Origin of the sequence: Roseateles chitinivorans (genome assembly GCF_050632145.1) — a bacterium.
GTDB classification, from domain to species: domain Bacteria; phylum Pseudomonadota; class Gammaproteobacteria; order Burkholderiales; family Burkholderiaceae_C; genus Roseateles; species Roseateles chitinivorans_B.
Genome location: NZ_CP192577.1, coordinates 1,820,643 through 1,846,348, shown reverse-complemented (window position 1 = coordinate 1,846,348; position 25,706 = coordinate 1,820,643). Strand labels below are relative to the sequence as shown.

18 protein-coding genes and 1 pseudogene are annotated in these 25,706 nt (G+C 66.8%); 12 read left to right on the top strand and 7 right to left on the bottom strand.

Annotated elements, in window-relative coordinates; genetic code table 11:
• Positions 1-26: 26 nt before the first annotated feature.
• From ACQ86G_RS08480 to ACQ86G_RS08450, 7 genes are all read left to right on the top strand, one after another.
• On the top strand, positions 27-2,099 hold the full coding sequence (locus ACQ86G_RS08480) for an NACHT domain-containing protein (protein WP_431260172.1): 2,073 nt from the start codon (positions 27-29) through the stop codon (positions 2,097-2,099).
• A complete protein-coding gene (locus tag ACQ86G_RS08475) occupies positions 2,048-4,483 on the top strand; it encodes a hypothetical protein (RefSeq protein ID WP_431260171.1) in 2,436 nt (811 codons plus the stop codon). Before ACQ86G_RS08480 ends, ACQ86G_RS08475 begins: the two co-directional genes overlap by 52 nt.
• Positions 4,426-5,391, top strand: a complete 966-nt coding sequence (locus ACQ86G_RS08470) for a hypothetical protein (RefSeq protein WP_431260170.1) — start codon at positions 4,426-4,428, stop codon at positions 5,389-5,391. Before ACQ86G_RS08475 ends, ACQ86G_RS08470 begins: the two co-directional genes overlap by 58 nt.
• Positions 5,392-5,425: 34 nt before the next feature.
• A complete protein-coding gene (locus ACQ86G_RS08465) occupies positions 5,426-6,868 on the top strand; it encodes a hypothetical protein (protein ID WP_431260169.1) in 1,443 nt (480 codons plus the stop codon).
• Positions 6,856-11,652, top strand: coding sequence for a hypothetical protein (locus ACQ86G_RS08460; RefSeq protein ID WP_431260168.1), 4,797 nt, complete (start codon positions 6,856-6,858; stop codon positions 11,650-11,652). The genes ACQ86G_RS08465 and ACQ86G_RS08460 overlap by 13 nt, the downstream gene beginning before the upstream one ends.
• A 20-nt stretch (positions 11,653-11,672) precedes the next feature.
• Positions 11,673-12,011 (top strand): hypothetical protein, encoded by a 339-nt coding sequence (locus tag ACQ86G_RS08455; protein WP_431260167.1) that lies wholly within the window; start codon positions 11,673-11,675, stop codon positions 12,009-12,011.
• A gap of 340 nt (positions 12,012-12,351) precedes the next feature.
• Positions 12,352-12,999: an MBL fold metallo-hydrolase gene (locus ACQ86G_RS08450; protein WP_431260166.1), complete on the top strand. Its 648-nt coding sequence runs from the start codon at positions 12,352-12,354 to the stop codon at positions 12,997-12,999.
• Positions 13,000-13,065: 66 nt separating this feature from the next.
• On the opposite strand, the gene ACQ86G_RS08445 is transcribed toward ACQ86G_RS08450, so the two are convergent.
• Both ACQ86G_RS08445 and ACQ86G_RS08440 read right to left on the bottom strand, forming a co-directional pair.
• Entirely contained in the window at positions 13,066-14,667 is a 1,602-nt protein-coding gene (locus ACQ86G_RS08445) for a hybrid sensor histidine kinase/response regulator (protein WP_431260165.1), read from the bottom strand.
• Positions 14,668-14,839: 172 nt separating this feature from the next.
• Positions 14,840-15,793: a M48 family metallopeptidase gene (locus tag ACQ86G_RS08440; protein WP_431260164.1), complete on the bottom strand. Its 954-nt coding sequence runs from the start codon at positions 15,791-15,793 to the stop codon at positions 14,840-14,842.
• Positions 15,794-15,828: 35 nt separating this feature from the next.
• Here ACQ86G_RS08440 and ACQ86G_RS08435 point away from each other — a divergent pair, with 35 nt between their 5' ends.
• Entirely contained in the window at positions 15,829-16,356 is a 528-nt protein-coding gene (locus ACQ86G_RS08435; protein WP_431260163.1) for a flavin reductase family protein, read from the top strand.
• 17 nt (positions 16,357-16,373) lie between these two features.
• Here the strand turns inward: ACQ86G_RS08435 and ACQ86G_RS08430 are convergent, their stop codons facing one another.
• From ACQ86G_RS08430 to ACQ86G_RS08415, 4 genes are all read right to left on the bottom strand, one after another.
• Positions 16,374-17,855 (bottom strand): hypothetical protein, encoded by a 1,482-nt coding sequence (locus tag ACQ86G_RS08430; RefSeq protein WP_431260162.1) that lies wholly within the window; start codon positions 17,853-17,855, stop codon positions 16,374-16,376.
• Positions 17,852-18,814, bottom strand: a complete 963-nt coding sequence (locus ACQ86G_RS08425) for an ABC transporter ATP-binding protein (RefSeq protein WP_431260161.1) — start codon at positions 18,812-18,814, stop codon at positions 17,852-17,854. Before ACQ86G_RS08425 ends, ACQ86G_RS08430 begins: the two co-directional genes overlap by 4 nt.
• Positions 18,811-19,212, bottom strand: coding sequence for a GntR family transcriptional regulator (locus ACQ86G_RS08420; protein WP_431260160.1), 402 nt, complete (start codon positions 19,210-19,212; stop codon positions 18,811-18,813). The genes ACQ86G_RS08425 and ACQ86G_RS08420 overlap by 4 nt, the downstream gene beginning before the upstream one ends.
• Before the next feature lie 91 nt (positions 19,213-19,303).
• Positions 19,304-20,212, bottom strand: coding sequence for a LysR family transcriptional regulator (locus ACQ86G_RS08415; protein WP_431260159.1), 909 nt, complete (start codon positions 20,210-20,212; stop codon positions 19,304-19,306).
• A gap of 94 nt (positions 20,213-20,306) precedes the next feature.
• Between ACQ86G_RS08415 and ACQ86G_RS08410 the strand changes: the two genes are divergently transcribed.
• Positions 20,307-20,885 (top strand): flavodoxin family protein, encoded by a 579-nt coding sequence (locus ACQ86G_RS08410; RefSeq protein ID WP_431260158.1) that lies wholly within the window; start codon positions 20,307-20,309, stop codon positions 20,883-20,885.
• 15 nt (positions 20,886-20,900) lie between these two features.
• On the opposite strand, the gene ACQ86G_RS08405 is transcribed toward ACQ86G_RS08410, so the two are convergent.
• Positions 20,901-21,818 carry a LysR family transcriptional regulator gene (locus tag ACQ86G_RS08405; protein WP_431260157.1) on the bottom strand — a complete coding sequence of 306 codons (918 nt, stop codon included), beginning with the start codon at positions 21,816-21,818 and terminating at the stop codon, positions 20,901-20,903.
• A 146-nt stretch (positions 21,819-21,964) separates the two neighbouring features.
• On the opposite strand from ACQ86G_RS08405, the gene ACQ86G_RS08400 reads away from it, so the two are divergent.
• From ACQ86G_RS08400 to ACQ86G_RS08390, 3 genes and pseudogenes are all read left to right on the top strand, one after another.
• On the top strand, positions 21,965-22,753 hold the full coding sequence (locus ACQ86G_RS08400) for an SDR family oxidoreductase (RefSeq protein ID WP_431260156.1): 789 nt from the start codon (positions 21,965-21,967) through the stop codon (positions 22,751-22,753).
• Positions 22,754-22,818: 65 nt separating this feature from the next.
• Positions 22,819-23,748: an SDR family NAD(P)-dependent oxidoreductase gene (locus tag ACQ86G_RS08395; protein ID WP_431260155.1), complete on the top strand. Its 930-nt coding sequence runs from the start codon at positions 22,819-22,821 to the stop codon at positions 23,746-23,748.
• 155 nt (positions 23,749-23,903) lie between these two features.
• Positions 23,904-25,606: pseudogene (locus tag ACQ86G_RS08390) on the top strand (Hsp70 family protein).
• Positions 25,607-25,706: the final 100 nt, after the last annotated feature.

Here is a 25,706-nt window from a genome sequence, read left to right as displayed (position 1 = left end):
CTACCAGAAAAATAGGGAGGAAGATGATGGACAAGGACGAGCGCAGCTCAATGGGGCAGAAGGCGGAGCCCTCCCTGGTGCCCATTCCTGTAGTGGAGAACGCCCCGCCGCAGCTCACCGGAGGCGAAGGATTCTCTTTCGAGGATGCCGTAGGAGCACTGTATCTTGCGGCGTTGCTCGGTGAGCACCCGGCGCCCGGCTTGAACGAGTCCACGATCGTGCGGGTCGCCTTCCAGCAAGGGCCGCATGGGCATCCGTTGGACGACCTGGTCGTGACCGGCCGAGGCGCTGATGGCAGCCAGATGCGCTTAGACGCGCAGGTAAAGCGCAAGCTTGTCATCAGCGCGGCGGAGTCCAATCGTGATTTTCGCGAGACGGTGCTGCGCGCACACCAGACCGTGGCTGATGCCTCCTTCCAGTTGCTGCGTGACCGCGTGGGGGCCATCACTGGCCAGATCGCCAGCGCAAGCAAACACGACTTCGAAAACCTGTGCGAGATGGCCCGCGCGGAAGCACAGGCCCAGATGTTTGCCCAGAAGATCCGCGCGCCGCACACGGCGGGACAGAAGCTGGACCACTTCGAAGCAGTGCAGGCAATCCTTCGGCCCTATGTCCCGACGACCGACCTGGACCACGCCACGCACCGGCTCTTGTCGCATTTCGTTTTGATCAAGATGGACATGCTGGCCGAGGGCTCTGTCCTAGAGAGCCAAACGATCAGCCAGCTCGGCAGGTGCCTTCCAGATGAAGAGCAGGCTCACGCGTCGACGCTGTGGAGACGCCTGACAGCGGCAGTGCGCTTGTTTCAGGGACGGGCCGCAGGCCTTGACCGGGCAACACTCGTGGCGAGCTTCAAGGGCTCGGTCCGCCTTCGCGGCGCACCGAGCCTGACCGGCGCAATGTCGCTGCTGCGCCAGGAGGCGGAGCTTGCCCTTGAAGAGATCTCTGACCAGATTGCCGACGTGACCATCGCACGGGACGCGCTCGTGCAGAAGGTAAGAGCGGCCGCCGCTCCTGGCAAATTCGTGCAGTTGACCGGTTCACCTGGCGTGGGCAAGTCCGCAGTGCTGCGAGCCTTGGTTAGCCAAGCGCATGCGAGCGGATCGACGCTCTTCTTCAAGAGCGATCGATTGGTCGGCTCCAATTGGGCGCAGTACGCCCAACTCATGGGGTTGGTGGGCATCGATTTGGAGGCCATGCTGGTTGAGATCGGGAGCACTGGCACTCCAATCCTCTTCGTCGACGGCATTGATCGCATTGAGGTCAACCAGCGCAAGGTCGTGCTTGATGTCCTGAACCGGATCCTCGCCTCTGAGCATCTGAGGAATTGGGCCGTGGTGGCCACGGCGCGCGATACGGGACTTGAACACATCCGCACGTGGCTCCCGTCGCGATTGCTGGCCGCCGGCCTGTTCGAGGTTGCCGTCAAAGAGCTATCCGATGACGAGGCCACCATCTTGGCCGACGCCGTTCCGGCGCTTTCCGCTGGCCTGTTCGGCCCTGAACCGCTGAAATCCTTGATGCGTCGCCCCTTCTTCGCGGCCATCCTGGCAAAGGAGGCGAGCCGGAGTTCTGACTTTCCCGTGTCTGAGATCGGATTGGCCGACTTGTGGTGGCGCCGCGGCGGTTATGCGTCAGACCAAGCGCATGCTCACCAGCGACAGAACGCCTTGGTTGAGATGGCCAGCGCAGGGGCCGTTCATCTGGGGCGAAGGATCTCAATGCGGCAGATCGACCCAGTCGCGCTGGCCGCACTAGTGGCTGATGGCGTTGTGAGGGAGGTGCGCGCGGGACACCAGGTGCAATTTACGCACGACATTTTCTTTGAGTGGGCCTTCTTGCAACTGCTGGTCGCGCAGGCCGAGGACTGGCCAAGCACCGTCTGCGGCGCCGGAGAGCCCCCAGCGCTCGGGCGCGTCGTTGAGTTGCTGTCCCAGTTGGAACTCACCCGGCAGGGACAGGGGTGGGGGAGCATTTGGCCCGGCTCGAGGCAGATCTCACCCTGCGATCACAGTGGCGTCGCTCCTGGCTGGTTGGGCCGTTCTCCTTGCCAAACTTCGACACACACCGCGCCGAGTTCGATCAGGCGGTATATGTAGACATCCAGAATCGAACGGCCAAACTCCTGGTGTGGTTCCAGGCTGAAAAGACCTCTCCCTATCCACTGCCTCTGCTGAGGCAAGAACTCGAGCTCGGCGAGCGTCTACGCCTGGCCGATCTTCTGGCGATTCCCTCGGACGTGGGGAGCTGGCGCCGGTTCTGCAATTGGGTCCTGGATAGCCTTCCTCGATTGCCCGTCGAGCGGTTCTGGGACGCGTTTCAATCCCTCTCCGTATGGCAGAACCTCTGGTCGGGTCGCAAGAACCGAACCTCGACACGCATCGTTGCCGCCGCTGCGGACGTCTTGCATGAGCTGGAAGCGCTGGAGAGCGATCAGCAAGATGACGAGGAGCTGGCTCGCCAACGATGGCGCGGCCTTAGCTCACGGGAGCGCAGGAAGCTGGCTTCCATGCTCAGAGGGCTTGTGCTGCGCGCAGCCGAAACCGATACGGATCAGGTACGGGCTTACCTCTGCAATCGCCAACACACGGAGAGGCCACGAGTGGGTGACGGCGACGAGGTCTTGCTGCACGCTCCTGTTCTTGCCGGCCCTCTTCCCGATGAGCTTGTGGACTACAGTCTCTTCGTCTGGAGAGACCGGCTCCCGGTCGATGCGATGCGACATCGCCGCAGCGCCTACCGGAACATGTTCAGGGGCATCGAAGACCGGGACTGGGATCGCCTTGGCCTCACGGAGCTGGCAAGGTACGGCTCCGCCGCACCGACAAGGGAGCCCTTCAAGGCACTGTTTCGCTTGGCGCCTGACGCGGGGCGTCGCCTTGTTCGCGAGCTCGCCAATCACGCCATCACATCGTGGCGGCAGCTCAATCGCCTGAGCGCCAGGCGCCGTGGCACGCCTATCCCGCTCACGTTGCAATTTCCTTGGGGCGAGCAGCGCTTCTGGGGCGGGCCTCAGGAGTATCAGTGGGCCGTGGGGCAATGGGCACCCAAACCGGTAGGTAGCGGCCTGATGGCCCTCACGCAGTGGGCCTTCGCGGCTGTTGACGGCGGAGATCCGGTCGATGAGGTCATTCGGCAGGTGCTTGAAGGGCATCAGTGCGTGGGCGCGCTACATGTGGCGTGCGTCCTGGCGATGAAGACCACGACCATTTCCCCGACGACGATCGCGCTGTTCACCTCCCAGCGCATTTGGCACTGGGACATCAACCGCTGGGTCCAGGCGAGGCAGGGGCTGGCCTCCAATCTCATCGGCTTCCAACCCGGCGAAGAAGTCCATGCCAAAGCCGTTCAGCAGATCAATGAAAGGGAGACAGCGCTCGGCGACATACGCCTGCTCACGCTCACGTGTCACCTTCGCGGAGGCGAACTGGCAAACCGTTCGGCCGCGCTGGTACGTGCATTTGAGGGTTCGCCTGCGTTCGATACGCACGAGGAACGCATGGATTCGGGTACTGCTGCCAGTCGTAGCCGGACTGCCCAGGACTGGGCTCAGTGCGGCCACCTGGAGAACTACCGCTTTCGGGAAACGCCCGACGGACGAAGCATCGAAGTCAGCATCGAGAAAGCGGCCGAGCAAAGCGAGGACGTCGATGCCGAGCAGGCGAGATATACGCAGAGGCTCAGTACCGTACCTTTGCAACTCTGGACAGGCAAGTACTTTAAGTCTGGCGCGGTCCCCGATTCCATGACGATCCAACAGGCCGTTGCCGCAGCCAAAGCGTTCGACCGAGCGGACCTGTTCTCGTCGGGGTACTCACACAGCGACGGAAACAAGGATGTGCAGGGCGTCGTTGCGGGCGTGGCCGCCGTCGTATGTGCCGAGGATTTCGAGAGTGAGTTGGAATGGGCGACGCAAGTTTGTCTTCGTGCACTACACACGCCCGAAGGCCAGGAAGACTATTTCGCTGCGACCTCCATTCTCTCCAACCACCCTGTCCAGAACGCGCTGCATGGGGTCGGTGCATTGCTCAAGAGACTCGAGGGTGAAGATGCCCGTCACGTGCAGGTCGCATTGACCAGCTTCGTCGCACATCCTTATGAACTGGTCGGACTCAAGGCGCTGGAGGGTTTGTTGGGCGCCTGGGAGCGTCACCCCGATATCGGCTGGAACGCCTTGCACTTGGCGACCGAGCTGTCCCTCATCGATATGAGGCGAGTGAACACCCGTGACCACGATGAGTCGGATCAGGCCAGGCGGGAGCGTCTGGTCCAAGTGGCGATGGATCGCCTCGATGCCCGGCATACTTCACCGGAGGCACTGGTCGCGATCCCGGCACTGCCCGTGCATTGGTTGCTTACGCGGAACGGGCAGGGGCCGCAAAGGCGCTCGCCCCGAAGCCTCCGGACCACGTCCAGGTCTGCGCAATGGTTGCCCAACCCCTGCAGGTGCACATCAACTTCCTCAAGGACGTGTTGCCACTGATCCCAGTCGACGCAGCGCTCGGCGCCGCGGCGACTCGCGAGCTGTTCTTGGATTGGTGCGAAGGACTGGGGTACTGGACGGTGCGGCGGGCCTGCCCACTCGACGGCGAGCACGGTTCGCAGGATCTCGCGGTAGAGAAGCCGGAGGTGAGTGACTTCGAATGGAGTCTGGCACTGTACACACTCCTCGCAAGAGTATCCCTGGACGTATCGCCACAAGAGGCGGAGCGCAGATTTGTAGCGCCTGCCTGCGCCGCCGACGATGCGACGTTCGCCCATCTGCTGGAAACTTTCTCCTCCATGCTGTCGTGCGCCATTGCCGATCAGACCCGAGTCCCAGCAGGTGCAATTCCGCTGTTGCAGGCGGTGGGGCAGCGCCTGCTTCAGTGCGGCCATTGGAGCGATGGAGTCGGCTATCGCAGTGGAAGTACCGAAGCCGATCCTGGGAGGATTGTCGAGAGCCTCTTCTTCAGGTTCCCCCGTAAGGCGAATCTTGCCTCGCGCTTTGCCAACGGTGATTGGCGCGACGTGGGCCTGACGCTTCCCATCTTCGAGCCTGTGCTCAGGGCTCGCGGTGTTGATGTCCGTGTTGCCAGAGCTTGGTTGTCCCTTTGCGAGGATGCGCTCGATTACTACCCACCCACGCACTTCATCGAGCACCTCAAGCACGTGTTCCCCGCACAGGACGGGCGCCCTGAGTGGAACGACACGCCCCTCGTGGCCAAACTCGCGGGGCTCATCCAGCGCTTTAGCGAGAGGAGCATTCCCCTGCTGCCGACACACGCCAGCGAGCTGCTTAAAGCCCTGGATGTCTTGGTCGATCTGGGAGACCGGCGCGCCGCGGCCGTGCAGATGAGCGAGATCTTCCGGTCCACGCGCCGGGCAGAAAGTGCAGCCGATGCCGCGTAAGACCGGAGCGAGAGCATCAACGAGCCACGGCGACGTGCTGAAGGCGTCAAAGAAGGTCGACAAGCTCAGGGCTTCCAAGGCCGGGCACGCGTTCCATGAGGCCTGGGCGGCGCGCTCGGCCCTTGAGTTGCTGCCGCCGACCACTGACCTTTGCGCGATCACTCTGGAGGGCTTTGACAGCCGCGACGAGGAGCATCTCGGGGAAGGGGCAGTCGAGATCGCGGACCTCGTTCGCTATCACGGGGCCAGTGATGTAGGCCGGTCGCACCGGGTCACCGTGGTGCAGTTCAAGTACTCGATCGCTTTGGCTCAGACGGCTGTGCGGGCTGCCGATCTTGCCGCCACGCTGACAAAGTTCGCCGCCAGCGACGTCGAGCTCAGAGCCGTGCACGGAGATGCCCATGTGCTTGCCGTGGTGAGGTTCGAATTCGCAACGAACCGTCCCATCGATCCCAATCTGGTCAGTGCCATCGCCGCAGTCGTCGAGGGAGGCCAAATCTCGGGGGACGTGAGTCGCCAGGCTGGACAGTTGGCGGAAGCCCTCAAGCTTTACCAGTATCCAGCGGCGGAGCTGCTCAAACGACTGGAGCTCGTGGGCAGCATGGGAAGTCTGGTCGAATCGGAGCGGGGCGTGGCGAGCCTGCTTGCCGCCTGGAGCGAGGCGAGCGATCCAGAAGCGGAAAAGCGTTTGCTCAAGCTACGCAATCTCATTCGAGCCAAGGCGGGACCGGGCAGCGAAGCCGACAAGCGCGTCGATCGCATCGCGGTGCTGGCGGAACTCGAGGTGGAGCACGAGGATCAGCTGTACCCCACGCCAGAAGCGTTCCCGGCAATTGGCGCAGTCGTATCGCGGGAAGTGCAAGAGGAATTGGTCCAGTTGGCTCGGGCGGGCGGCGCTCCACTGATCGTGCACGCGGCCGGCGGGATGGGCAAGACCGTTTTGATGCAAGGGCTTGGCGATCGGCTGCGCGCTGATGGACCGGTGGTGCTGTTCGACGGCTTTGGCGCTGGACGCTGGCGCGATCCCTCGGATGGTCGGCACCTTCCTCAGCGCACGATAGTGCACCTTGCCAACTTGCTGGCGGGGCAGGGCCTGTGCGACATCCTGCTGCCGGTGTCGGAGACCACAAGCTTGTTTCGCGCCTTCAGACGGCGCTTGGTGCAGTCGGTGCAGGCCGCAAGGCAATCGAGGTCGGATGCAAGCATCACGCTGATCCTAGATGCAATCGATCATGCCGGCATTGCGGCGCGTGACACTGGCACCGACTCCTTCGGCCACCAGTTGATCCAAAGCTTGTCGGTCGACCCCATCGAAGGTGTGCGTCTCGTGGCTTCGTGTCGCACGGAGCGGATCGAGCTGGCGACCGCGGGTGCGACGCATCGTCAGACCGTGATCCCCTCTTCACCGACGCGGAGGTCCGCGCCCTGGTTGCGCTGCGCGCTCCGGACGCTTCGGGAGCGGAAGTGGCCGCGCTGATGACGCGATCGGGGCGCAATCCCCGGTGCCTGGAGAACCTGCTCGCAGCGGGAAGGCCGTTTGATCCGGTTACGCTCCCGGGCGCGCCACAGCCGTCCCAAGATCTTCTGGACCAGCTGCTGCTCAAACGGCTGAGCGATGCGCGAGAGACGGCCAAGTCCCGTGGCGCCAGCGATGCGGACGTGGAACTGCTCCTGACCGGAATCGCCTTGCTGGCCCCGCCTGTTCCGATCGATGAACTCGCCGCCGCGCACGGCTTGTTGCCCGCGCAGGTGGAGAGCTTCGCGGCCGACTTGGCGCCGCTGCTTGAGCGAACGCCGCATGGCTTGATGTTCCGCGACGAGCCTACTGAAACCCTGATCCGCGACAACTTTGGTCAGAGCCAGGCGGGCCGCGACCGAATTGTTGCCGTTCTCCTGGAGCGTCAGGCCACATCGAACTACGCGGCCCGCTCGCTGCCGGCGCTGCTGGTGTCCCTGAACGATGCCGACCGCCTCCTGGCGCTGGCCTTCGACCTGCGCGTGCCGCCGGGCGCGACGCAGGTCAGCGCGCGCGACATCCGGTTGTCGCGAATCACCGCGGCCATTGCGCTGGCCGCGATCCTCGGGCGCAGGGACGATCTCTTTCGTCTGCTGCTGGAGGCGTCTCTCGTGGCCGCAGGTCACGAGCGATCGGATCGGCTGCTCTATGAATTTCCGGATCTATGCGCTGTTGCCGGAGACGCCGACTCACTCCGGCGCCTGTCAGCCACCCGTGTAGGGTGGCCAGGCGGAAAGCATGCCGCCCTGGCGCTCGCCACAGAGTTCTCCGGCGACCGGGACGAGGCGCGCCGGCATGCAAGGCGTGCGATCGACTGGAACAACTGGGCCGCGCAACGTGGCGGCGGCAAGGATCTTGGCGAGATCAGGGCGTCGCGGGAGCTGGACGATCTTGGATTTGCCTACGTCGAGCTGCTCGCAGGCAACACGGCTGGCATTGCCCGATTCATCGATCAACGGGACGAGGGCGCCGCCTTCATGAAGTTCCGTGGGCTGTTTGGGCTTCTGGATCGCCACATGCACACACTGAATCCGCCCAGCGTAGACGTATTCAAGCGGGTGGCAAGGTGTCGCCTGCAGTCCCGCGCACTTTGCGCCGCAGCGCTTGATGCGGCGACTTTCGACGCACTAGCGCTCCATCCCGCGCGAACCACGCGTCTGATCAAGGCGCTTGCGGCCGCTCCCGCGCGCCAAAGAAGCGGCGGCGCCTTGCAGATGGCATGCGTGCTTGGGGCCGTGCGAGCGCTGGAACATGGGTTGAACAGCGAGGCCGCTGCCATCCTGGAAGGCGCACAGATCGTCGCGCCGCCCATTTATGTGTACTCAAGCCGCTATCCTGATGACTCGCCGATTTGCGTCACGCTGCTCGCGGCAGGCGTTCGTGCAGCGCTGAGCCGAAAGTCTGCGGCCCTGATGGACATTACGCCTGCCGAGCTGCGCGCGCTGGTGCCTCAGTCTGCATCCTTTGTCGGTCCGGCGGCATTTCGCCGAGTGCTTGAGCGCAAGCTGAAACCCTCAGAGCATCGTGGCGCGGTTCGTCGCAGGAAAAGACGCGACGGCTTGGAGGAGGATCGGCGGGCGGACTATTCGCGCACGTTCACCAACAGAATCGTTCCGCTGTTGACCTACGCGCAGGATGTTGCCGACATCGTCCGCTTTCCGAAGGGCGTGGCGCGAGCGCAGGCGGCGTCAGAGGCACTTGATCGGCTCATGCGACAGGTCGACGGAGCCTCCGACTATCCGTTCAAGGACGGCAAGGCTCATCTGGTGCGAGCCGGCTTCCCCGTCCTCTTGGAGCTGGCTGACGTACTGGGCTTGTTGGACGCGCCGCTGGCAACGCGCATGGTCGATTGGATCGTGACCGCGCCTGGCCTTTACACGCCAGAATTCACACGCATTGTTGAGCGCCTCTCTCGCTACTCTGTCTGTCATGACGCGGCCATTCGATTGGCCGTGCACGTCGAGGCCCGGATCCAGCTGGACACCGACGTGGGCAGCCGGGTATCGGCCTACGGAGACCTAGCCCGAGCGGTGTGGCGGGTGAGCCTCGAGGAGGCCGCCGCCTACTTCCGACGAGCCATTGATCTTGCCGAGGCGATCGGGTCCGACGACTTTGATCGCACGAACCATTTGTTGGAACTCACGGGCCACTACCGCGGCCCCGAGTTGTCGCCACAGGCGACTCACACGCTGGCGCGCATCTTCGAGCTCAACCAACATGAGGATCGAAAGTTCCCCTGGATCGAGTATGCGCAGTCCATGAGCTCGGTGGCTGGTCGCTCGATGTTAGCCCTGCTGGCCCGGTTGGACGATCGTGATGCGGCTCAACTCGGGTACTCGCTGGGGCCTGCGTTAACGGTGCTGGTTCAGGAGCGCAAGCTCTCAGCAGATGTCGCAGTCGCTATCGCAGGCCTGGCGCCGCCCGGTGAGAGCTGGACGTGGAAGCTCTCGGATCTGGCCGTTTCGGCATTGCCTCGCCTCAAGGCCGAACAGAAGGAATGGTTCTTCGATCTCTTGCTGACGGAGCTTGACCGCAAGGATCAGTTGGCCCTTGGCCGCACGACCGTGCAAGCACTGCACGGGCTTGCACTGCAAAGCCTGCCGTCGGCTTCCCTTGCCCGCCGGCGGATTGAGGGGCTGCTGGAGAGGAGCGACAGTCGTGCAAGTGCCTCCGAATCCCATTGGGAGCGCCCTCCCGCAGAAGCGGTACCCGTCTACGCGATCGATGTCACGGACTCCGACGACATAGATCGCCAGCTCAACGCCGACAGGGACGGCGAGACCGGCCAAGTCTGGGCCGGGCGCACGCTCGGTCACCTAGCGGCCCAGGTCACGACTCCTGCGCAGCGACTAGGATTTGTACGGGCGGTGGTGGAGGCGGCTGTGCCTTCCCTCTCAGAGAAGCTTCAGGTCCTGGGTGATCGCATCCAAGGGTGGAGCAAGACGTCAGCGGCAATGCGGGACGCGCTGCCCCTCTTGGCGCAGCGGCTCGCAGAACGCCACGCGGCCGAACTCGCAGGCTCGGGGTTTGAGGCTTCGGGCGGATGGCGCGATCTTGAGCAGAAGTTCGGAGTCGCTGCGCCGCACTTGGTGGAGTACATCATCCAGTCCCTTCGCCCCGGCATGGAGCGGGTGGACGGCAATGGATGGCTCGCACTGGCCGCCAAGCTGGCGTCGGGAGTTGACGCCAGCGCTATGGCGCAAGGGCTGGAGAGATTCCTCAAGAGCTCCAGTGAGAAGTTGCCCGGCGAGGTCGGCGATGGCCCATGGCACTCGTACTTTGAGTGTCCAGCCGGCGAAGCTGACTTCATCGCTGGCCTAGTGTGGGCTCGTCTCGGCCACCCGGTTGCCGCCATGCGCTGGCGAGCGGCTCACGCGGTCCGACGCCTGGCGCAGGTCGGTCGGACGGATGCGATTGACCGGCTGATCGCTCGTTTACCATCTGCTGACGCCTCGCCTTTTGCCGATTGGAAGCTGCCATTCTTTGGTATGCATGCCAAGCTCTGGCTCTTGATGGCGCTGGAGCGCCTAGCCAAGGACTCGCCGCAGGTACTTGTTCCCCATCGAGCGACCTTTGAAGCCATGGCTTTGTCTTCGGACTTCCCGCACGTCGTGATGCGCGCGGTGGCGATCGATTTGCTTGAAACGCTAGGACCCTCGTTGCCAAGCGATGTGCGCAAAGCAATGTCGCAGCGGCTGGACGGCGCCAATCTATCGCCATTTCCCCATGCTCCGCAGACGCGTGTCGGAGAGCTCATGTATGCCCCCCGGCCAAAAGGCACTGAGCGCCCCAGCAGCGATTTCCATCTGGACTACGACTTCAGGAGATATCAAGCCGAACGCTTGTGCCGGGTGTTTGGATGCCCCGGGTGGGAAGTGGAGGACCGCATCGGCGCGTGGGTGCGAGACTGGGATGCACAGGTTCAGGGAATGTATGACTGCACTCGTAGCCCCCAGGGTACATACGACGAGTCGTGGTCCTCGGGCTTTGTCCCAACAAGGGATCGCTACGGCGGCTATCTCGCCTGGCATGCGTTGATGCTAGTCGCCGGTCAGATGCTCAAGACGCTTTCCGTCGTCGAGTCTGACTGGGATGGCGATGCCTGGGCGGGCTTCTTGGCAGAGTATCGGCTCTCGCGCAGCGACGGGCTCTGGCTGTCCGATCTGACAGATCCATTCCCGCTGGACCTCCCCGACGACAGCAGTCTGCCGATGCCTGCCGCGGGCGAGCAGCGGACCAGTCGAGAAGACGCCGCGCTCTTGGCGCCACTGCTTGGGATCCAAGGCAGCGAGGGGCTCGCGGACTGGATTCCAGTGAACGGTCGCTGGTCAGTGGGGCGAGGCACCGATGCAACCCTTCAAAGCGTCTTGGCTGATGCCAATCACGCCAAGGCCTTGGCCATGACGTGGTTGTCCTCGGAACCGTTTTTCAGATGGATGCCCGACGATGAGGAAGGGATCGAACGCAACTTCGGCCGAAACGATCACACGGTGCAGTCCTGGCTGGTCAAGCCATCTCATCCTGAGCGCCAGTTTGATCGTCACGACCCTTATGCGGCCAGTACGGCCTTGGACCGGCGAGCCCCTTCGGGTGTGGTCAGGGACCTCCTGGGATTGACGGCGGACGACGAGGCGCCGCGACGCTGGTCGGTGCAAGGCGCGCCGGCGTTCCTAGCTCAAGCCTGGGGCGCTGAAGGGGGAGGGGCGACTACGCTTGGTCCGAGACGGGGTACCGCCTGCTCGTAAGTAAAGCGACGCTGATCAAAGTGCTTGCGGCGTCCGATCGGTGCCTCGTTGTGGCGCTTTCGCTTCAGAAATACCACAAGGGCAATTCCAGCGGGCAGCTTGGTGATACCAGCGGGTTCACGCACCGCTCGCTCCTGGCGATCGTCGACAGCCGGGGCCAAGTCTGGCGACCTCAGCGTTTGTCCCGCCAAGCCAAGGCGGCACTTCAGGGAATCGGCGCCGAACGAGGTCGGGACATCTATCCGCGCTTTCGGGCTATCGCTGGGCTCGCCGATGAAGAGAAGCCGTCTCGGGAGCCGCAACCTTTGGATGCGGAGCAGCTGCAACTACTCTATGAGCAATTGCTCGGCAGGCCGTAACTTCCAACCTGATCCAGACGCTTCAGTAGGGCACGCGACGCTAGAAGACCATCGACAGCAATGACGGCATCCTTTGATCCAGTGGCACGACAGTTCGGCTGCCCGACAGCAAATTTCGGACTTTCCGGCAGCCGTCGCTGCTCACGATAGCTAGAGCATTTGGTGATGTGCATCTGTGCAGGCCCGCTCCCGCACGTAGGTGCAGCACGGATCGACGTGCCGAACTTCCAACCGGGCCGAGAGTTGTCCTTTGATTCCCTGGCCGAATGTTCAGCCCCGGGGCAAGTTTCGCCCTTTAATCCCGAATTGGACCCTTTGATTCCGAATTCCAATCGACCCCATGCCCCTGCGCGACCACACCGTCCCCGTCACCCCCTTCCGCCAGAACTGCTCGATCGTCTGGTGCGACGTCACGGATGAAGCCGCGATCGTCGACCCGGGCGGCGAGATCCCCCGCCTGCTCGCAGAGGTCGACCGCCTGGGCCTGACGTTGAAGGCGATCTGGCTGACCCACGCCCACATCGACCATGCCGGCGGCACCGGCGAGCTCGCGCGCCTGCGCGGGCTGCCCATCATCGGACCGCATCAGGGCGACCAGTTCTGGATCGCCGGGCTGCCGCAGCAGTCCGCGATGTTCGGCTTCCCGCCGGCCGAGATGTTCACGCCCACGCGCTGGCTCGAGGATGGCGACACCGTCCAGATCGGCCACGAGACCTTGACCGTGCGCCACTGCCCCGGCCACACGCCCGGCCACGTCGTCTTCCATTCCGCGAGCGCGAAACGCTGCTTCGTCGGCGACGTGCTCTTCGCCGGCAGCATCGGCCGCACCGACTTCCCCGGCGGCGACCACGCCACGCTGATCCGCTCGATCAACGAGCGCCTCTGGCCGATGGGCGACGACACCGTCTTCGTGCCCGGCCACGGGCCCGAGAGCAGCTTCGGCGAAGAGCGCCGCACGAATCCCTTCGTCGGTGGTCGTTGGGGTTGAGGACTGCGCCGGCCGCTGGCCCTCACCCCACCCTCTCCCGCAAGCGGGAGAGGGAGCAAGACGGCTTCAGAGCGGCGAGAGGCCCGTATCCAGGAACCGTGACTCCGGGAAGCCGCGCAGCGCCAGCGCCGCGAGCTCGACCAGCTCCTCGAAGCTGCGCTCCTTCTGCAGCACCGCCACGCCGCCCATGCGATCGGCCGCGTCGGTCAGTTCGTCGCCGATGTAGCCCGTCGTGACGATCACCGGCACCGTCGGCAGGGTCTCGCGCACCGCCACCGCCAATTCCAGTCCGTTCATGCCCGGCATGTTGAAGTCGGTGATCAGCAGCTGCACCGGCACGCGGCCGTGCTCGATGTCCGCGAGGCACTCCGTCGGCTCGGCATAGGTGCGCACGTCGTAGCCCGCCTTCTTCAGCAGGGCCTCCACCATCATCAGCACGATCGGATCGTCGTCGACATAGAGGACGTGCTCGCCCAAGCCCGGATCGGCGACCTTCGCCAGCGCCGCCGTGTCCAGCGTCGCCGTGTCGCTGCCCACCACCGGCAGATAGACCGAGAACACCGTCCCCGTCCCGGGCCGCGACTGCACGTCGATCGCGCCGCCGTGCGCATGCACGATGCCGTGCACGATGTGCAGCCCCAGCCCCGTGCCCTGACCCCGCGGCTTGGTCGTGAAGAAGGGCTCGAACAGCCGCTTCGCCACGTCCTCTTCCATGCCGTGGCCGTCGTCACGCACGCTGAGCTCCGCGTAATGCGTCGGCGCGACGCGGCCGATCGCGAACGCGTGCGGCACGTCGAAATGCACCGCGCGCAGGCCGACGTGCAGACGTCCGTGTCCGCCCGGCATCGCCTGCCAGGCGTTCGTGCACAGGTTCAGCACAACCTGCTGGACCTCCGCCGGATCGACCGTCGCCACGCAGTCGTCGCCGTGCAGGTCCACGGTCAGCACCACCGAGGCCGGCAGCGTCGATCGCAGCAGCTGAATGCTGTCCTCGACCAGCGGCCGCAGCTTGTGCTTGGAGAGCTCATGCCCGCTGCCCCGCGCGTAGGCCAGGATGCGCTGCACGATGTCGCGCGCGCGGTCCCCCGCCCGCTTGATCTGCTGCATGTGCCCGCGCAGCGGCGAGGTCGCCGGCAGCTCGTCGAGCATCATCCCCGCGTGTCCCAGGATCGCCGCCAGGATGTTGTTGAAGTCGTGCGCCACGCCGCCAGCCAGCGTGCCCAGCGACTCCATCCGCTGGACGCGCACCAGCTTCTCCTCGAAGTCGACACGCGTCAGCTCGTCGGCCTTGCGCATCGTGATGTCGATGAACAGCACCACCAGGCCGTGTTCGCAAGGGAAAGCCCGGCACTCGAACCACTTGCTCAGGCGGGCGTTGAATTCCTCGTAGATGTGCGCGGCGCGCGTCTGCATCGCGGATCGCGCCTCGACATCGAAGCGCTCGCCCATCGCGCCGGACAGCGTCGTCCAGTAATTCCTGCCGATCAGCGCCTCGCGCTGCCGGCCGCTCGCGCGCTCGAAGGCGACGTTGACGAACTCGATCGTCCAGTCGTGCTCGAGCAGGATGACGGCGTCGGTGACGTAGTCGAGCGCGGCCCCGACGTGCGCGACGCCTTCCTCGGGTGCGGCGGATGCACCCGTCCCGTGCGATGACTCCTGACCCGGCATGTGGACCCTCAGGTGACGAGGCGCCAGTGTGGACCTCGTGGCCGGCGTCGGCAATCGCTGTGCCAACACCTAACCGTAGGGAAGCCCCTCGGCATCGGCCTTTCGGGCCATCAGGCCTCGAAAGCGGGGCCGTGTCTGCCCGTGCTTGCCCGCAGTCCGCCGGTGCCGTCCGTCAGGACCTGGCCGGCGGCTGGTAGCGCTGTTCGGGCTTGGGCGCGCGGGCGTACAGGTTCTGCACGCGGGGGAGCGTGCGCTCGATGTCGCGGATCCGTGTCGGGCCGGACGGGTGCGTGGACAGGAACTGCGGCGGCGCGCCCTTGCTCGCCTGTCCCATCTTTTCCCACAGCGTGATGCCGGCCTGCGGGTTGTAACCGGCGCGGGCCGCGAGCTCCATGCCGACCAGGTCGGCCTCGCTCTCGTCCTCGCGACTGAAGGTCAGGGACAGCAGCTGCCCGCCCATGTTGGCCACGCCGCGGCCGAAGTCGCCCAGGCCGAAGATCGCCGCCCCCAGCTGGATCGCGCCGTTGGTCGCCATGTTCTTGCCCATGCGCTCGCGGGCATGTTCCCGCAGCGCATGGGCCATCTCGTGGCCCATGATCATCGCGACCTCGTCGTCGCTCAGCTGCAGCTGCTGCAGGATCCCGTAATAGAACGCGATCTTGCCGCCCGGCATGCAGAACGCGTTGAGCTCCTTGCTGCCGATCAGGTTCACTTCCCAGCGCCACTGCTGGGCACGCGTGTTCCATGCGCTGGCGAACGGGATGATCCGCTGCGCGATCGCCCGCAGGCGGATCAGCTGCGCGTTGTTGGCCGGGGCCAGCGCCTTCTGCGACTGGGCCTGCCGCATCATCTGCACGTACTGCTGCTGCGCGGCGGCTTCGACCTGCTCGGCCGAGACCAGCTTCGTGAAGCGGCTCTGCTTGCCGACGTCGACCCCGTCCTGCGCCCAGGCGGGAGACAGCGCCAGCGCGCCGCCGGCGGCGATCAGTCCAGTGAACAGACGCCGCGCGGGCTGACGCGGGGCACCGTCCGCGCCGCATCGGCGGCAATCGCATCGGCCGAAGCCGTAGGCGGGCGCCGAAGGCAGGTGAACATCGGCGTCGGGGGAGAAGTCAGCATCAACCATGGCGGGATTCTAGGCAGGCGACAATCCCGGTCATCATGTCCCAGTCGCCACTGATCACGCCGTCTCCGACCTGCGCCACCTCGCCGCTCGACCCGCAGGAATTCCGTGCGGCGCTCGGCATGTTCGCCACCGGCGTCACCATCGTGACCGCCCGCGCGGAGGACGGCACCCTGGTCGGACTAACGGCCAATTCGTTCAACTCGGTGTCGCTGTCCCCGCCGCTGGTGCTGTGGAGCCTGGCGCGCCGGGCCGGCTCGATGCCGGTGTTCAGCCGCGGCTCGCACTACGCGATCAACATCCTGGCAGCGGATCAGAAGGAGCTGGCGCAACGCTTCGCCACGCGCGACATCGACCGCTTCGCCGGCGTGCGCTTCCGCGAGGGCTGCGGCGGCGCCCCGGTGCTGGAGGGCTGCGCCGCCGTCTTCGAATGCGCGAACCGCAGCCAGTACGAGGAAGGCGACCACGTCATCTTCGTCGGCGAGGTCGAGGCCTGCACCCGCGCCGACCAGGCGCAGCCGCTGATCTTCCACGGCGGGCGCTACTACACCGAGCTGCCGATCTGAGCGATCGGCACCGGGGCTCAGTCCTCCGCGTGCCGGCCCACCGGCCAGAACGGCGCCATGCGCCGCACCGCGCGCCAGCGCCACGCCGCGAGCACGGCGGTCAGCGGGGCCGTCACGGCCACGACATGCCAGGGCATGATCTGGAAGGACCGGCTCGCGCCGACGCTCAGTCCGGCCACCAGCATCCATCCGAGCATGATCACCACGGCCTGCATCGCGCCCGGTTGACGTCGGCGCGCCCAGTCCTGCCACAGCAGCAGCCCCGCAGGCAGGGCGATGGCGGCGAAATGCAGCCCCATCAGCGGCTGCTCGGGCGGCCATTCACCGGGCACGAGCGCCACCATCAGCGCCAGCACCGCCGCGCCGACCCCCAGCACCAGAAGGAACTGCGTCAGCATCCGGCGCGCGAGCACGCGGTTCATCGCCTCGCCGCGCGGCATGCCCGGCACGAGCGTCAGCAGGGCCTGCTCCGTCCGGGTCCGCCGCAGCATCGAGGCCAGGCTGAGCAGCGGCCCGAACAGCGCGCACATCACGCCGAAGGACGTGCCCGGCAGGGCCCCCTGCAGCACCGCCGCCGCGCGCGACGCGGGCAGCCAGTACAGCACCGCGAACTCCGCCGCCAGCAGCGGCAGGAAGATGGCCACGACCACGCTCACGGTCGCGGCCCAGTGCAGGTTGCGCAGCGTGGCGATCTCGGCGCGCGCCGCGACGCTGTCGGCGGTCGGGGTGGCGGTGCGGATCAGATGGCGGGTCCAGGCCGGCAGGCCCCAGGTGAACGGCTTGGCGAGGACGCGCAGGACCGGGTGCATCGGCGGCCGCGCCGTCCGCGTCGCGCAGCCCGCCTTCATGGACATCAGGTCGCTGAACTGCTTCGCCGATTGCCAGGAGCGCAGGTGCGCGGGCCCGCCGCCCTGGAACAGATGCCAGAGGATCACGCTCAACGCGAGCATCGCCAGCGCCGCCTGCGTGACGGGCTGCTGCTCGTGCCAGTCGCGCAGCACCGCCGCGGTCTCGCGCCAGACGACGGTGTCCTTGAGCAGCGCGCTCGGGATCCACGGGAAGACCCAGAACACGAACCAGGTGATCGGCCAGCGCAGCGCCATCGAGAAGCTGACGAGGATGGCCCCCGCCAGCATCGTGAACAGCAGGAAGTGGCCGAACACGGCATGCATCAGCAGCCCGCTGGCGATGGCGATCACGAGGAACAACGCGACGCCGATCTCGCGCAGCTGGCGCAGGTGACCGGGGACGAGCCGTGCGGTGACCGGGTGGTTCTGCCGGCTCAAGGCGCCCGCGCACAGCCACCACGCGAATTGCAGTCCGATCGCGACCGTGATGCAGAAGGCGGTGCCCGCCGCGGACGCGGACTTCATCGAGGCCAGGCCCGTGATCGCCGCCAGCGGCAGCAGCAGCCACCACAGCCGGCGCAAGGGCCGCGTCGTCGCGCCCAGCACGGCGCGATGCCCGCCGGCACCGGGCAGCGAGAGCGCCGCGGTCATTGCGTCAGCTCCAGGAAGAGGTCCTCGAGGCTGAGCGCCTCGCAGCGCAGCGCGGCATCTCCCTGGGGCAGCCTGCCCTCGGGGAAGCGCACCAGCCAGCGCGGCTGCTCACCGAGGTCGCGTCGGCTCAACACCTGACCCCCGTGCGCGTCGACGGCCGCCTGCAGGCGGCCCACCGGCCCGGCCAGCAGCCGGACCTCGTCCGCGAGCGCGTCCTGCGGCGCATGCAGCGCGATGCGGCCGCGGCTCAGGAAGGCGACGTTGAAGGCCACGCGCTCCAGGTCCGACAGGATGTGCGTCGAGAACAGCACCGTCGTGCCGCGGTCCAGCACCTGGTCGACGAGCTCGCGCAGGAAGTCGCGCCGGCCCGCGGGATCGAGACTCGCCACGGGTTCGTCGAGCACCAGCAGATCGGGCTCGTGCGCCAGCGCGCGGATGATCGACAGCCGCTGCTGCTGGCCCTGCGACAGCTGGGCGACACGGCGGTCGCGCGGGATCTCCCAGCGCGACATCAGGCCGTCGACCTTCGCGTCGTTCCAGCGCGGATAGAAGCTGCGGAAGTAGCGCAGCAGCTCCCCGGCCTGGAAGTCCTCGAACAGCGCCGCCTGCTGCGGCACGTAGCCCAGCCGCGCACGCAGCGCGTCGTCCGGCGTCAGCGCGGGCTGGCCGAAGAGACGGACCTCGCCCGCCTGCGGCTCGCGCAGGCCCAGCAGCGTTTCCAGCAGCGTGGTCTTGCCGGCACCGTTGCGGCCCAGCAGCCCGACGACCTGCCCCGGCGCGAGCGTCCAGTCCAGGCCGGCCAGCACGCCCGGCTGCCCCTTGAAGTCGACACGCAGGCCGCTGGCACTCACCGGCGGCGCGGCCAGGGCGTCGTCGGCCAGCGCCCGGCTCTGCGCCGGGCTGATGGTCATCGTGTGATCGAGTGTCTCGTGCAGTGTCTGCTTCAGCGTGTGCGTCATCGCGTCTCTCCCTGGTCCTCGAGCAGCGCCTTGAACAGCGCCAGCACCTGATCCGGCGGCAGCTCCAGCTGTCGCGCCTCGGCGGCGGCCTTCTCCAGCGCCGGGCGCAGCAGCTCCACGCGGCCGCGCGTCTTCATCGCCTTCTGATGCTGCGCCGCCACCACCATCGGCAGGCCGCGGCGGCGCTCCACCAAGCCCTCGGCCTCCATCAGCCCGAAGGCCTTGGAGACCGTCATCGGATTCACCGCGAGCGCCTGCGCCAGCTCGCGCACCGACGGGATCTCCTCCCCCGCCACCAGCTGTCCGCTGGCGATGCGGCGGCGCAGCTGCTCCACCAGCTGGCGGTAGATCGGCTCGGGGGAGCCCGGGTTGATGCTGAAGAGGAGGTCGGCGTCCATCGGCGGGGTGCGGGTGCCGACGGCATCGTCAGCGTGTATCAGTACAGTAATACACAAGACGATGACACGTCAAGCGTCCTGCGCCACCCACTCAGGCGTCGAGGTGTGGCGCCAGGGTCTGTGCCAGCCAATCGATGAAGACGCGGACCCGACGGGACAGGTTCTGCCGATGCGCGACGACGACCGACACGGGCAACGGCTTCGGCCGCAACGCGGGCAGGACTTCGACCAGCTCGCCGCTGGCGAGGAACGGCGTCAGGCTGGCGCGACCCGCCTGGATGAGCCCCAGCCCGGCAAGACCCGCGACGTGATACGTCTGCACGTTGTTGAAGCTGATCGAACCGGGCAGCGCCACCGTCCGGTAACCCTCGCCCTCCGGATATTCCCATCCGATGGGCGCGCTCCCCAGCGTCGGCGCGTAGTGCACCATGCGATGGCCTTGATCCAGCAAGTCCGACAGCGAACGGGGAACGCCGAATCGCTTCAGATAGGCGGGACTCGCCGCATTGATCATCGGCAGGACGCCCAGCCGTCGCGCCACGAGCGACTCGTCGACGATCCCGCCGACCCGGAGCACGCAATCCATGCCTTCCTGGATCAGATCGACGCGACGGTCGGTGCTCGAGATCTCGAGCACCAGGTCGGGATGGGCGTCCACGAAGCTCGGCAAGGCCCGGACGATGGTGGCGCGTGCGAACTCGGTCGGCAGATCGATCCGGAGGCGGCCGCGCAGCGGGGCCTCACTCCCGGCGAACATCGCCTCCAACTCTTCGGCGTCGGCCAGGACTTCGCGTGCGCGGGCATGGAAGCGTCGTCCATCCTCCGTCAGCTGCACCGTCCGGGTCGAGCGGTGCAGCAGACGGACGCCCATCCGGGCCTCCAGCTCGCGGACGACGATCGACGCCCGGCCCTTCTGGATGCCGAGGCTCTCGGCGGCCCGCGTGAAGCTGCCCATCTCGGCGATGCGGACGAAGATTTCCAGCGGTTCCAGGTTCTTCATTGTGATTTCCAAGGAGAACAATGCGTTCTCATTGGGGTACTTTATCGCCATAGAAGCGAGCGCCATAGTCGGCTTCCACTCTGGGAATCACGACATGAACACCCTCTCCACGAAGTCCAAAGGCGTCGTCATCTTTCATTCCGGCTACGGCCACACCACGCGGGTCGCCGACGCGATTGCTGCGGGCTCAGGTGCCGCGCTGATCCAGATCGACAGCGACGGCAACCTCTCCGATCAGGCCTGGTCGGACATCAACGAGGCGCACTTCGTCATCCTCGGATCCCCCACCTACATGGGCGGTCCCAGCTGGCAGTTCAAGAAGTTCGCGGACATGTCTTCCAAGCCGTGGTTCGCCGATCTGTGGAAGGACAAGGTCTTCGGCGGCTTCACCAACAGCGCGAGCGTGAACGGCGACAAGCTCGCGACGCTGCAGTACTTCAGCCTGCTGGCTGCGCAGCACTCCGGCATCTGGGTGGGCATGGGGGTGAAGTCCTCCAACACCAAGGCCTCGCAGCGCGACGATGTCAATCGGATGGGCTCGTTCCTCGGCTCGATGGCGCAGACGCCGGCCGATGCCTCTCCGGATGAAATGTCCCCGGGTGACCTGGAGACGGCGCGGATCTACGGTCGCCGTGTCGCGGACATCGCCGCGAGACACTTCCCGGCGACATGACACGAGAGACCGGCGTCACGCCGAAGGCGGGGACTCCGGGAATCGCTCCGCATACAGCTGCGCCAGCCAGTCCACGAACACCCGCACGCGCGGCGACAGCCGCCGGTGCTGCGGGTAGAGCACGGACAGCGTCATCGGTGGGCTCTCCCACTCCGACAGCACCTCGACGAGCCGCCCGGCGCGGAGGTCCGGTTCCAGGTGGTAGCGCGGCACCTGGATCAGCCCGCAGCCGCGCAGTGCGCAGGCGTAGTAGTTCTGGGCATCGTTCACCGAGATCCAGCCCGGCAGCGCGTAGCGCCGCAGTTGCCCGTCGACGGTGAGCTCGATCGGATAGTCCACGCCACCCCCGCTGGCGAAGAAGCGCACCGTCTGGTGCCACGGCAGGTCATCCGGGTGTCGCGGCGTGCCGGCGCGCGCGAGGTACTCGGGGCTCGCGCAGATGGCCTGCGGCATCGACGCCAGCTTGCGCGCCACCAGCGTCGAGTCGCGCGGCGTGCCCGCGCGCAAAACGCAGTCGACGCCCTCGCGCACCAGGTCCACCAGCCGGTCGCCGCCACTCACCACCAGCTCGATCTGCGGGAAGCGCTCACGGAACTCGTCGATGCGCGGCAGCACGATCTGCGACGCATGCACGCCGTGCATGTCCACCCGCAGCACGCCGCGCGGATTCGACGCGACCTGCTTCAGCGAGGCCTCGGCATCGTCCAGCTCGTTGAGCACGATCACGCAACGCTCGTAATACGCCTGGCCGTCCAGCGTCGGCCGCACGTCGCGCGTGGTCCGGTCCAGCAGCCGCGTGCCCAGCCGCGCTTCCAGCGCCTTGATGGCGTGCGTGGCCGTCGCCCGGGGAATGTCCAGGTGGGCTGCCGCCTGCGTGAAGCTGCGCAGCTCCACGATCCGGGTGAACAGCTGAAGGGTCTCGAATCGGTCCATTCCCGCAACCTCACAGACATTTGTTGAGTCAGGTTGAACTGACAAGCCAATTGTCACGCCTTTTTCCGGATTCGATCAACAACCAGAATTCGTTCCATCGCAACCCGGAAGTCCTTCATCTCTTCCGACAACCCTTGGAGCGAACCATGACCGCCTCTTCCTCTTCGACCGCTGCCCCGATCTCGTCCTCCATCTCCACCGACCGCGGCCTGCGCACCGCCCTCGTCACCGGCGGCTCGCGCGGCATCGGCCAGGCCATCGCCAAGCGGCTGGCCGCGGACGGCTACACCGTCGTCGTCAACTACGCCGGCAACGCCGCCGCGGCGCAGGAGACCGTCGCCGCGATCGAAGCGGCCGGCGGCCGCGCCACCGCCGTGCAGGCCGACGTCTCCGACGCCGGCCAGGTCGCCGCGCTCTTCGAGGAGACGCTGCGCCGCCACGGCCGCCTCGACGCCGTCATCCACAGCGCCGGCGTGATGCCGATGGGCGCGATCAAGCCGTCCAGCCTGGAGACCTTCGACCAGGTCATCGACACCAACCTGCGTGGCGCCTTCCTGGTGCTGGCGCACGCCGCCGAGAAGGTCGCTGCCGGCGGCCGCATCGTGGCGCTGTCGACCAGCGTGATCGCCAAGTCCTTCCCCAACTACGGTCCGTACATCGCGTCCAAGGCCGGCGTCGAAGGCCTGGTGCATGTGCTGGCCAACGAGCTGCGCGGCCGCTCGATCACCGTCAACGCGGTCGCCCCGGGGCCCGTCGGCACCGAGCTGTTCTTCAAGGGCAAGTCGCAGGAGCAGATCGACAGCGTCGCCAAGGTCGCGCCGCTGGAACGCCTGGGCACGCCGGAGGACATCGCCAACGCCGTGTCCTTCCTCGTCGGCAAGGACGGCGGCTGGATCAACAGTCAGGTCCTGCGCGCCAACGGCGGCTTCGCGTGAGCGCCCGGGCGCCGCGACCCTTGTCCTCAGTCTTGTCTTCAGTCCCTTCATTCCGGAGCACTGTCATGAACACGTCGACCCCGTCTTCCCAAGTCATCCTGGTCACCGGCGCCTCGAGCGGCTTCGGCGCCATGAGCGCCCGCGCGCTGGCCGACGCCGGCCACACCGTCTACGCCAGCATGCGGGCCACGCAAGGCCGCAACGCGCCGCAGGTCGCGGCCGTCGACGCCTATGCCCGCGAGCACGGCGTGAAGCTGCATTCGCTGGAACTCGACGTCCAGTCGCAGGACTCGTCCGATGCCGCCATCGCCCGCATCGTGGCCGAGCAGGGCCGGCTCGACGTCGTCATGCACAACGCCGGCCACATGGCCTTCGGCCCGGCGGAAGCCTTCCTGCCGGAACAGTATGCGCAGCTCTACGACGTCAACGTGATCGGCGCGCAGCGGGTCAACCGCGCGGCGCTGCCGCAGTTGCGCCGGCAGGGTCGCGGCCTGCTGCTGTGGATCGGCAGCAGCAGCACGCGCGGCGGCACGCCGCCCTACCTGGCGCCCTACTTCGCGGCGAAGGCGGCGATGGATGCGGTCGCCGTCAGCTATGCGGGCGAACTGGCGCGCTGGGGCATCGAGACGGCGATCGTGGTCCCCGGCGCCTTCACCAAGGGCACCAACCACTTCGTGCACTCGGGCTCGCCGGGCGACGTCGAACGCGTGGCCGCCTATGACAGCGGTCCGACGCAAGGCCTGGCCCAGGAGATCATGACCAACCTGGCCGCCGCCGAGCCGGCGGACGCGGATCCGACCGAGGTGGCCCGCGCCGTGGTGGACGTGGTCGGCACGCCTTTCGGCCAGCGCCCGTTCCGGGTCCACATCGATCCGTCGGAGGACGGCAGCAACGTCGTCAGCGCGGTGGCCGACCGGATCCGCTCGGAGTTCCTGCGCCGCGTCCAGCTCGGCGATCTGTTGACGGTGCGCAACGCCGGCGCCACACCGGTGTGACGATCGGCGCGATTCGCCAGGGATTGCCTCCTCCGCAAGAGGGAGTCCGGGCGGATCGGGGGTCGCGGCGGCGGGGCGCTGATATCCTCGCCGCCGCTCGCGCATCCGCGCGCACGCGGCGGCGACGCCGCGCAACACCCGACCCCTCGCCTCCCATGATCGTCGGTATCGACCTCGGCACGACCAACAGCCTGATCGCGGTCTTCCGCGACGGCCGCCCCCAACTGATCCCCAACGCGCTGGGCGATGTCGCCACCCCGTCCGCGGTGGCCATCGACGACGCCGGCAAGCTGATCACCGGCCTGGCCGCCCGCGAGCGCGCCGCCACCGATCCGGCCCGGACCGCTCAGGCCTTCAAGCGGATGATGGGCACCGACCGCACGGTGCGCCTCGGCGACCGCCACCTGCGTGCGGAGGAGCTGTCCGCGCTGGTGCTGCAATCGCTGAAGGCCGACGCCGAGGCCTTCCTCGGCGAGCCGGTCACCGAAGCCGTCATCACCGTTCCCGCCTACTTCAACGAGGCCCAGCGACGCGCCACCCGGGCCGCTGGCGAACTCGCCGGGCTCAAGGTCGAGCGGCTGCTCAACGAGCCCACCGCCGCGGGCCTGGCCTACGGTCTGCAGGATCGCCCCGACAACAGCACCTTCCTGGTCTTCGACCTGGGCGGCGGCACCTTCGACGTGTCGGTGCTGGAGTACTTCGACGGCGTCGTCGAGGTGCGCGCCAGCGCCGGCGACACGCGCCTGGGCGGCGAGGACTTCGCGCATGCCGTGGGCAAGCTGTTCATCGAGCGCTGCGGCGCGCTGTCGCTGGCCGAGCGCGAGCGGCTGCAGAAGGATCCGGCGCTGTGGTGGCGCGCCGCCGAGCAGGCCAAGCGCGACCTCAGCGAACGCGAGAGCGCCGTCATGGGCCTGATGCTGGACGGTCGACGCGCCGAGCTGGAGATCACCCGCGCCGATTTCGAGGCCGCGACCGCCGAGCTGCTGCAGCGGTTGCGCCGCCCGATCGAGCGCGCGCTGCAGGACGCGCAACTGTCGCCCGCCTCCTTGAACGAGGTGGTGCTGGTCGGCGGCGCGACGCGCATGCCGATGATCCGCCAGATGATCACGCGGCTGTTCCAGCGGCTGCCGCTGCGCACCATCGATCCCGACCAGGCGATCGCGCAGGGGCGGCCGTGCAGGCCGGCCTGAAGGCCCGCGACGCGGCGCTGGACGAGGTGGTGCTGACGGACGTGATGCCGTTCTCGCTGGGGGTGATCACGTCGCAGCGGGTCGGCAACCAGACCGTCGGCGACCGCTTCAGCCCCATCATCGAGCGCAACACGCCGGTGCCCGTGTCGCGCATGGACCGCTTCTACAGCATGCACGACGGCCAGAAGGAAGTGGAGCTGGACATCCGCCAGGGCGAGTCGCCGGTGGGCAGCGACAACCTGCACCTGGGCAAGCTCTCGATCCCGCTGACGCCCGGGCCCGCAGGCGAGTCGGCGATCGAGGTGCGCTTCACCTACGACGCCAACGGTCTGCTGGACGTGGACGTCCGCGACGTGAAGGGCGGACGCACGGTCAGCACGCTGATCCGCAACACCGCCACCGAGATGAGCGAGGCGCAGATCGACGAGGCGCTCCAGCAGCTGCGCGCGCTCAAGCGCCATCCGCGCGACGAGGAAGAGAACCGCTACCTCGTGGAGCGCGCCAAGCGGCTCTACGAGGACCGGCTCGGCGAGCAGCGCATCGCCCTCCAGTCCTGGCTCAGCGAGTTCGAGCAGGCGCTCGACACGCAGGACCCGCGCGTCATCCGCCAGGCCCGCCAGCAGATGCGCGAGGCGCTGGACAGCATCGACGGCGGTTTCCGCTTCTGACGGAGAGCGCGGCAATGGAAGACTGGCAGGACGCGTGGCGCCGGGACTGCGCGACGGTCGGGCTGGCGGCGACCAGCACTGATCTCGGCGAGATCAAGCG

Bases quoted from the DNA above. Each gene is read 5' to 3' on its own strand.
- ACQ86G_RS08480 (WP_431260172.1), top strand. From the start codon at position 27: ATGGACAAGGACGAGCGCAGCTCAATGGGGCAGAAGGCGGAGCCCTCC.
- ACQ86G_RS08470 (WP_431260170.1), top strand. From the start codon at position 4,426: ATGGTTGCCCAACCCCTGCAGGTGCACATCAACTTCCTCAAGGACGTG.
- ACQ86G_RS08450 (WP_431260166.1), top strand. From the start codon at position 12,352: ATGCCCCTGCGCGACCACACCGTCCCCGTCACCCCCTTCCGCCAGAAC.
- ACQ86G_RS08445 (WP_431260165.1), bottom strand. From the start codon at position 14,667: ATGCCGGGTCAGGAGTCATCGCACGGGACGGGTGCATCCGCCGCACCC.
- ACQ86G_RS08440 (WP_431260164.1), bottom strand. From the start codon at position 15,793: ATGGTTGATGCTGACTTCTCCCCCGACGCCGATGTTCACCTGCCTTCG.
- ACQ86G_RS08435 (WP_431260163.1), top strand. From the start codon at position 15,829: ATGTCCCAGTCGCCACTGATCACGCCGTCTCCGACCTGCGCCACCTCG.
- ACQ86G_RS08430 (WP_431260162.1), bottom strand. From the start codon at position 17,855: ATGACCGCGGCGCTCTCGCTGCCCGGTGCCGGCGGGCATCGCGCCGTG.
- ACQ86G_RS08425 (WP_431260161.1), bottom strand. From the start codon at position 18,814: ATGACGCACACGCTGAAGCAGACACTGCACGAGACACTCGATCACACG.
- ACQ86G_RS08420 (WP_431260160.1), bottom strand. From the start codon at position 19,212: ATGGACGCCGACCTCCTCTTCAGCATCAACCCGGGCTCCCCCGAGCCG.
- ACQ86G_RS08415 (WP_431260159.1), bottom strand. From the start codon at position 20,212: ATGAAGAACCTGGAACCGCTGGAAATCTTCGTCCGCATCGCCGAGATG.
- ACQ86G_RS08410 (WP_431260158.1), top strand. From the start codon at position 20,307: ATGAACACCCTCTCCACGAAGTCCAAAGGCGTCGTCATCTTTCATTCC.
- ACQ86G_RS08405 (WP_431260157.1), bottom strand. From the start codon at position 21,818: ATGGACCGATTCGAGACCCTTCAGCTGTTCACCCGGATCGTGGAGCTG.
- ACQ86G_RS08400 (WP_431260156.1), top strand. From the start codon at position 21,965: ATGACCGCCTCTTCCTCTTCGACCGCTGCCCCGATCTCGTCCTCCATC.
- ACQ86G_RS08395 (WP_431260155.1), top strand. From the start codon at position 22,819: ATGAACACGTCGACCCCGTCTTCCCAAGTCATCCTGGTCACCGGCGCC.